General features: G+C 65.1%; 8 protein-coding genes and 1 tRNA gene. All 9 read left to right on the forward strand.

The annotated features are described in order from the left end of the window. Positions 1-4 precede the first annotated feature (4 nt). The 9 genes from ACLQ62_RS10210 to ACLQ62_RS10250 all read left to right on the forward strand — a co-directional run bounded on the left by ACLQ62_RS10210 (position 5) and on the right by ACLQ62_RS10250 (position 6,707). The gene (locus ACLQ62_RS10210; RefSeq protein WP_411721528.1) at positions 5-1,267 is read left to right on the forward strand and encodes a S8 family peptidase; all 1,263 of its coding nucleotides are present in this window, start codon (positions 5-7) and stop codon (positions 1,265-1,267) included. Between the two features lie 43 nt (positions 1,268-1,310). Continuing rightward, positions 1,311-2,738, forward strand: coding sequence for an NAD(P)/FAD-dependent oxidoreductase (locus tag ACLQ62_RS10215; protein ID WP_411721529.1), 1,428 nt, complete (start codon positions 1,311-1,313; stop codon positions 2,736-2,738). Positions 2,739-2,867: 129 nt separating this feature from the next. Further along, positions 2,868-3,827 (forward strand): NAD(P)-dependent alcohol dehydrogenase, encoded by a 960-nt coding sequence (locus ACLQ62_RS10220; protein ID WP_411721530.1) that lies wholly within the window; start codon positions 2,868-2,870, stop codon positions 3,825-3,827. A gap of 45 nt (positions 3,828-3,872) precedes the next feature. Further along, positions 3,873-3,945, forward strand: a tRNA-Leu gene (locus ACLQ62_RS10225). A 71-nt stretch (positions 3,946-4,016) separates the two neighbouring features. After that, the gene (locus ACLQ62_RS10230) at positions 4,017-4,331 is read left to right on the forward strand and encodes a hypothetical protein (RefSeq protein ID WP_411721531.1); all 315 of its coding nucleotides are present in this window, start codon (positions 4,017-4,019) and stop codon (positions 4,329-4,331) included. Between the two features lie 53 nt (positions 4,332-4,384). Then, positions 4,385-4,492 (forward strand): nucleotidyltransferase domain-containing protein, encoded by a 108-nt coding sequence (locus tag ACLQ62_RS10235; protein ID WP_411721535.1) that lies wholly within the window; start codon positions 4,385-4,387, stop codon positions 4,490-4,492. 30 nt (positions 4,493-4,522) lie between these two features. Further along, on the forward strand, positions 4,523-4,900 hold the full coding sequence (locus tag ACLQ62_RS10240; protein ID WP_411721532.1) for an ArsR/SmtB family transcription factor: 378 nt from the start codon (positions 4,523-4,525) through the stop codon (positions 4,898-4,900). Then, entirely contained in the window at positions 4,897-5,988 is a 1,092-nt protein-coding gene (locus ACLQ62_RS10245) for a cation diffusion facilitator family transporter (protein ID WP_411721533.1), read from the forward strand. The genes ACLQ62_RS10240 and ACLQ62_RS10245 overlap by 4 nt, the downstream gene beginning before the upstream one ends. Before the next feature lie 35 nt (positions 5,989-6,023). Continuing rightward, entirely contained in the window at positions 6,024-6,707 is a 684-nt protein-coding gene (locus ACLQ62_RS10250) for a cation transporter (protein WP_411721534.1), read from the forward strand. The last annotated feature ends 7 nt before the right edge of the window (positions 6,708-6,714 follow it).

The raw sequence follows: 6,714 nt of genomic DNA on the forward strand, positions 1-6,714 counted from the left end.
GGGAATGCAGAAGCATCGGGGGATCTTCGCGGGCGGACTGGCGACACTCTTCGTTCTCGGGACGGTGACAGCTGGCGTGACGCCGGCGCACGCCGACCCCGTCCGTGACGCCCAGTACTGGCTCGCGAACTACGGCATCGCCGATGCCTGGCAGCACAGCACGGGCGCAGGCACGACGATCGCGATCATCGACACCGGGATCTCGGAGGGGCCGGCCGAATTCGCCGGCGCGGTCGTCGCCGGTCATGACGCCTCAGGCGTCGGCAGCGCCAACGGCCGGACTCCGGTCGGAGGGGCGGGTGAGAACCCCCACGGCAGCTGGGTCGCGTCACTCGCTGCCGGCCGAGGCAACGGCGAAGGCAACGGGGTCATCGGCGCGGCGCCTGATGCCAGCCTCATCTCGATTTCCGTCGGCTTCGGCTCGAGCGGATCCACCATTTCCTTCGCCGACCAGATCGCTGACGCCATCCGTTTCGCCGTCGACAACGGCGCCGATGTCATCAACATGTCGCTGACGACCAACACCAAGGACTGGCCCGAAAGCTGGGACGAAGCATTCACCTACGCGCACGAAAACGACGTCATCGTCGTCGCGGCGGCAGGAAACCGCGGCAGCGGCACCGAGGAGGTGGGCGCTCCAGCGACGATCCCGGGCGTTCTAGTCGTTGCAGGCGTCGACTCGGCAGGGAAGGCAAGCTACGACGCTTCGAGCAAGGGCATCACCCTGTCGGTTGCCGCTCCGAGTGAGGAACTTGTCGGGGTCTCACCCGACGGCAGTTACGTGCAGTGGGCGGGTACCAGCGGGGCATCCCCGATCGTCGCCGGTGTCGCCGCCCTCGTCCGGGCCCGCTACCCGGACATGGATGCCGCGAATGTCATCAACCGGATCATCCGCACCGCCAGCCCTGTGCAGGGTGAAACCCTTCCGAACGCCATTTACGGTCACGGCTATGTCAACGCCGTCGCCGCGGTGACGGCAGTCGTGCCGGCTGTGGACGAGAATCCGATGGGTGACCTCGCAGCGTGGATCACACAGCACAGGAAAGCGGAAGCCACCCCCGAAGCCATCCCGCAAGACACGGGAAGCATCCCTGAAATTCCGCCGCTCGATACCGCGGCCAGCCCGGCGAATCCCTTCCTCCCGACGCGCGACACCCTCTTGTATGTGAGCCTTCCGCTCGCCCTGTTCTTGGGAACTGGTACCCTAGTAGTGCTCGGTGCCATCGGTGCCACCCGGCACCTCAAGCGGACGGCTCGCAGACAGTAGCCTGTTTGAGTCCGTGCGACCCCCCAGTAGGAGAATTCTCACCGTGCCAAAAATTCTGATCGTCGGCGGCGGCTATGCCGGTTTTTACACCGCATGGAAGCTGGAGAAATGGCTGCGCCATGGCGAAGCGGAGGTCACCGTTGTTGACCCGCTCCCGTACATGACGTACCAGCCGTTCCTCCCCGAGGTCGCAGCGGGCTCGATCGAGCCCCGCCACGCGGTCGTCGCCCAGCGACGACACCTCAAAAAGACGAACGTTCTCACCGCCAAGGTGACCAATATCAATCACGCCGAGAAGAAGGCGACGATCGTCCCAGCCGGGGGCGAGCCGTGGGAATTCGACTACGACGTGGTCGTTGTCACTGCCGGTGCCGTTTCCCGCACGTTCCCGATCCCGGGTGTCGCCGATCAGGCGATCGGCCTCAAGACCATCGAAGAGGCCGTCGCGATCCGCGACCGTGTCCTGTCGAACTTCGACAAGGCATCCAGCCTCCCCGCCGGTCCGGAGCGCGCACGCCTGCTCAACTTCGTCGTCGTCGGTGGCGGTTTCGCTGGCATCGAGGTGTTCGCCGAGCTCCGCTCCTTCGCTAGCGCGTTGCTGAAGAGCTACCCGCAGATCGCGTTCGAGGAGATCGAGTTCCACCTCATCGAGGCGATGGGGCGCATCATGCCCGAGGTCAGCGAGAAAACCAGCCACTGGGTGCTCAAGAACCTCGCCGAGCGCGGCGCCCTGGTGCACCTCGACACCCAGCTGACCTCAGCCGTCGACGGCAGGATCGAACTGTCGACCGGTGAGACGTTCGAGTCCGACCTCATCGTCTGGACCGCAGGCGTCATGGCCAACCCGCAGATCGTGCGCAACACCGACCTTCCGATCGAAGAGCGGGGCCGCCTTGTCGTCCGCCCCGACCTCCGCGTCGGCACCGACGACGAGATCGTCCCCGGCGCCTGGGGCGCCGGCGATGTGACCGCGATCCGTGACCTCTCCGGTGGCGGAGTCGGCGGCTTCTGCGTGCCCAACGCACAGCACGCCGTTCGCCAGGGCAAGCTCATGGCGAAGAACATCGTCGCGGTCCTCCGCGACGAGGAGCCGAAGGAATACCTGCACAAGAACATGGGCGCCGTTGCCGGCCTCGGTCTCGGTATCGGTGTCTTCCAGTCAGGCAAGATCGCGATCAAGGGCCTTCCGGCCTGGTTCGCCCACCGTGGCTACCACGGCCTGGCCATGCCCAGCTGGGAGCGCAAGATCCGCGTCATTCTGGGGTGGGTCGTCAACTTCTTCCTCGGCCGCGACATCGTCAGCCTTACGGCCGTGCAGGACCCGCGCGCTGCTTTCGAAGAGTTAGCCTCCCGTCCCAAGCCACCCGCCGCTGCGGATGCCGTCAAGCCGGTCGAAGTGCTCAAGAAGCCCGCAGTCAAGAAGGCAGCTCAGCCGGTCGTCGAGAAGGAAACGGTCGCCGCGTCGAAGTAGCCCCATACGCAGGATGAGCCCGATCCGGAACGGATCGGGCTCATCGACGTTAAGGCGCCCGATGCTCGGGGTCGCTACACTGACTCGCATGTTTTCTCCCGAGCGTCCAGCGTTCGACGGCCCTTCCGCATGAAGGCGGTTGTTCAGGACCGCTACGGGCGGCCAGAGGTGCTGAGGTTGGAAGAGGTTCCGATACCGAAACCCGGAGCGAACCAGGTGCTTGTCGAGGTCGCAGCGACCTCCGTCAACCTGTCGGACTGGGAGGGACTGACAGGGGTGCCTGCGTACGCGAGGATCGCGGGACTCCGCGCTCCTGCGCGGCGGGTGCTCGGCTCCGATATCGCCGGGCGGGTGGCATCCGTCGGTGCCGGTGTCACGCGGTTCCGCGTCGGAGACGAGGTGTACGGCGACAACTTGAGCCGTATGGGGGGTTTCGCCGAGTTCGCCGTGGCGTCGGAATCGGCGCTCGCACACAAGCCCCCTGAGCTGACCTTCGTCGAGGCTTCGACGCTGCCCCAGTCAGGGGCGATCGCGCTTCAGGGAACGGCGAGTGCGCGACCAGGGCAACGTGTGCTCATCAACGGCGCCGGGGGAGGGACGGGTTCGTTCGCGATCCAGCTGGCCAGTCTCGCCGGGGCGCACGTCACCGCCGTCGACAATGCCGGCAAGCTGGATTTCATGCGCGACGTCGGAGCCGACGATGTTGTCGACTACCGCCGCGAGGATTTCACTCGGCGCGAGCCGTTCGACCTTGTACTCGATCTCGTCGCTCACCGATCTGTGTTCGCCTACCGGCGGGCACTGGTTCGGGGAGGCCGGTACCTCTGCGTCGGCGGCAACGTCCGAGCGCTCCTGCGGGTGATAACCGTCGGAGCCGTCGTTGGAGCAGTCACCGGGCGACGGCTGGGGATTCTCATCGTCCGGGAGGGGCCGGCACATTTCAGGCCCCTCGCTGAGCGGTGCGCCGCCGGCGATGTGCGAATTCATGTCGACCGCACCTTCGCGCTGGATGAGGTGCCACGGGCGCTGGCAGCGGTCGGCGAAGGACGCGCGCTCGGCAAAGTGGTCGTCACGCCTCGAACCGGATAGCCCACGTCAGGGTGTCCGGTCCAACACAATAGGCTTGTAGGGCACGCCCCCGTAGTCCAATGGCAGAGACAGGCGACTTAAAATCGCTCCAGTGTGGGTTCGAGTCCCACCGGGGGTACTCAGCAGGGTTCAGAGGCGGAATAGCGACTGGGGGTAGGTCCCGTCGGGCGACGTGACTACCGTGAACTCATGACCGAGCGATTTCCCGAGGCAGGCCGGCTTTCCGCGCACGTTCTTCTCGACGCGGTGAGCACGTATGAACACAACGCGCCTGAGGATCTCAACGCGAGCGCAATGAACCTGGCGCTGCGCCGCCTCAACGAAATCGACGGAGTTTTGAAGGCGACGATGTCTGAGGAAGACACTCTGTCGCTGGATGCCTCCAACCTTCTGGGTGGCGCCATCGTCACGTTGAGTTGGCTGATCGAACAGCTCGCAGTCGCCCGGGGCGTCGAGCGACTGGCGGTTGTGGCGCAGGTCCGCGAGTTTCTCGACGCGGCGTGAGGCACGGCAGATGCAGGGCAGCGATGTCGTGACTCTCTCCGGGGCGTTCGCCGCTGAGGGCATCCGAGCATGGATCGCCGGGCGGTTGGGCGGTAGATGCCGTCGTCGGCCGGCAAACGCGCCCGCACCAAAACCTCGATCTTGCCGTTGATGCCGGGTGAAGATGGCACCGGGAATGCTAGTATCTGCGTATGGATGCAGATAGGCAGGTATGTGGCCGAGACCCCGACAGCCAGTTCGTCGAGTTGGCCGTTGAGGTGTTCGCCATGCTGGCGGATGCAACACGGGTGAAAATCATCCTCGCTCTCCGGGACGGCGAGCGCGCCGTGAGCGAGCTGGCCGAATCTCTCGACAAGACCCCGGCATCTGTGTCCCAGCATCTGGCGAAGCTCCGCCTCGCCCGATTCGTGACAACCAGGCAAGAAGGCACTCGAGTGTTCTATCGCCTGGAGAACGAACACGCGAGTCAGCTCGTTTCCGACGCGATATTCCAGGCCGAACATTCGCTCGGCGGCACTCCGCGGCACCACCATGCCGAGACTGAACCGGAAATTGAAGCCGCGTCGTGAGCACCACAGCGCACTTTCATGAGCATTCCCACGACCACGCCCACGACCACCCTCACGACCACGACCATGAAACTGAGCACGGGCACAGTTCCGATCACGGTCATGGCCACGATCATGGGCCAAACGGTCACTCACATCCGACCGGCATCAAGGGATTCCTCTACGGGCTGTTCGTGCCGCACACGCACGATGCATCCGACTCCATCGACGACGCCCTCGAAGCGAGCACTCATGGCATCCGTGCCCTGAAAATCAGTCTCTTCATTCTGCTCGGAACCACGGTCCTGCAGTTCGCCGTCGTACTCATCTCCGGCTCTGTCGCCCTCCTCGCCGACACGATCCACAACTTCTCCGATGCACTCACCGCTGTTCCGCTCTGGATCGCCTTCCTTCTCGGCCGTCGTGTTGCTACCCGGCGCTACACCTATGGCTATGGCCGCGCGGAAGACCTCGCCGGACTCGTCATCGTCGCGGTCATCGCACTCTCCGCGGTTAGCGCGGCATGGCAGTCCATCGAACGGCTCGTCAACCCTCAGCCGCTTGCGAACCTGTGGTGGGTGATAGCTGCCGGCGTCATCGGGTTCCTCGGCAATGAAGCCGTCGCGATCTACCGCATCCGGGTCGGACAGCGCATCGGCTCGGCCGCTCTCGTGGCAGACGGAGTGCACGCCCGCACCGACGGCTTCACCTCACTCGCCGTGGTGTTCGGCGCCGCTGGAGTCATGCTGGGGTTCCCGCTCGCCGATCCTCTCGTGGGCTTACTCATCTCCGCAGCGATTCTCGTCCTGCTGTGGGGAACGGTGCGCAGCATCGGCCGCCGACTCATGGACGGCATCGAGCCGGACCTCGCCGAGCGCGCGCAACACGCGCTTGAGCACACCGCAGGCGTCGTTTCCGTCCAGCGGGTGCAACTACGTTGGGTCGGGCACCGGCTTCAGGGAGCTGCGACCATCGTCGTGGCGGATACAACACTCGCCGAAGCCGAGGAAGTCGCGCATAATGCCGAGCATGCGCTCGCCATCGCGCTGCCGAACCTGGACGATGTGACGATCCAGACCATCGCCGACAAGCCCGCGGTCGCGCAATGAAACCGGTTGCTCGAGGCACTGGTTGAACGGACAGCATGACCAGGACGTCGGTAGGCCGTAACCTTCTCGCTCCTCTGCGACGAAGGACTTTGCAACGTCGCATCCGACTGGTCGTTGCGATCACGATCGCCTACAACGGCGTCGAGGCCATCGTCGCCCTGTCGGCTGGTACGGTCGCGTCCTCCGCCGCCCTCATCGGGTTCGGCCTCGACTCGATCGTCGAGATACTGTCCGCGGCGGCGGTCGCCTGGCAATTCGCGGGACCCGACCCGGAGAAGCGCGAAAAGGTCGCACTGCGGGTCATCGCGTTTTCGTTCTTCGGCCTGGCCGCCTACGTCATCGTCGACGCCGGGCTGTCCCTCTTCGGGGTCCGCGAGGCGGAACACAGCCCCGTCGGCATCGTCCTCGCTGCCGTCAGCCTCGTGGTGATGCCCGTCTTGAGCTGGTTCGAACGCCGTACAGGCACGGAACTCGGGTCAGCATCCGCGATCGCCGATTCGAAGCAGACCCTGATCTGCAGCTACCTGTCGGCCGCCCTCCTGGCCGGCCTGCTGCTCAACTCGCTCTTCGGCTGGGCCTGGGCTGACTCGGTCGCCGCGCTCGTGATCGCCGCATTCGCGATCAGGGAAGGTGTCGAAGCCTGGCGAGGTGACGCGTGCACGGTTCCTGTTTCCGCTCTCACCGGCGAACGACCTGTCGAGGCGGGGCAGAACGACTGACTGGTTC

This window comes from Mycetocola sp., from assembly GCF_046716805.1.
In the GTDB taxonomy this organism is placed as follows: Bacteria; Actinomycetota; Actinomycetes; order Actinomycetales; family Microbacteriaceae; genus Mycetocola_A.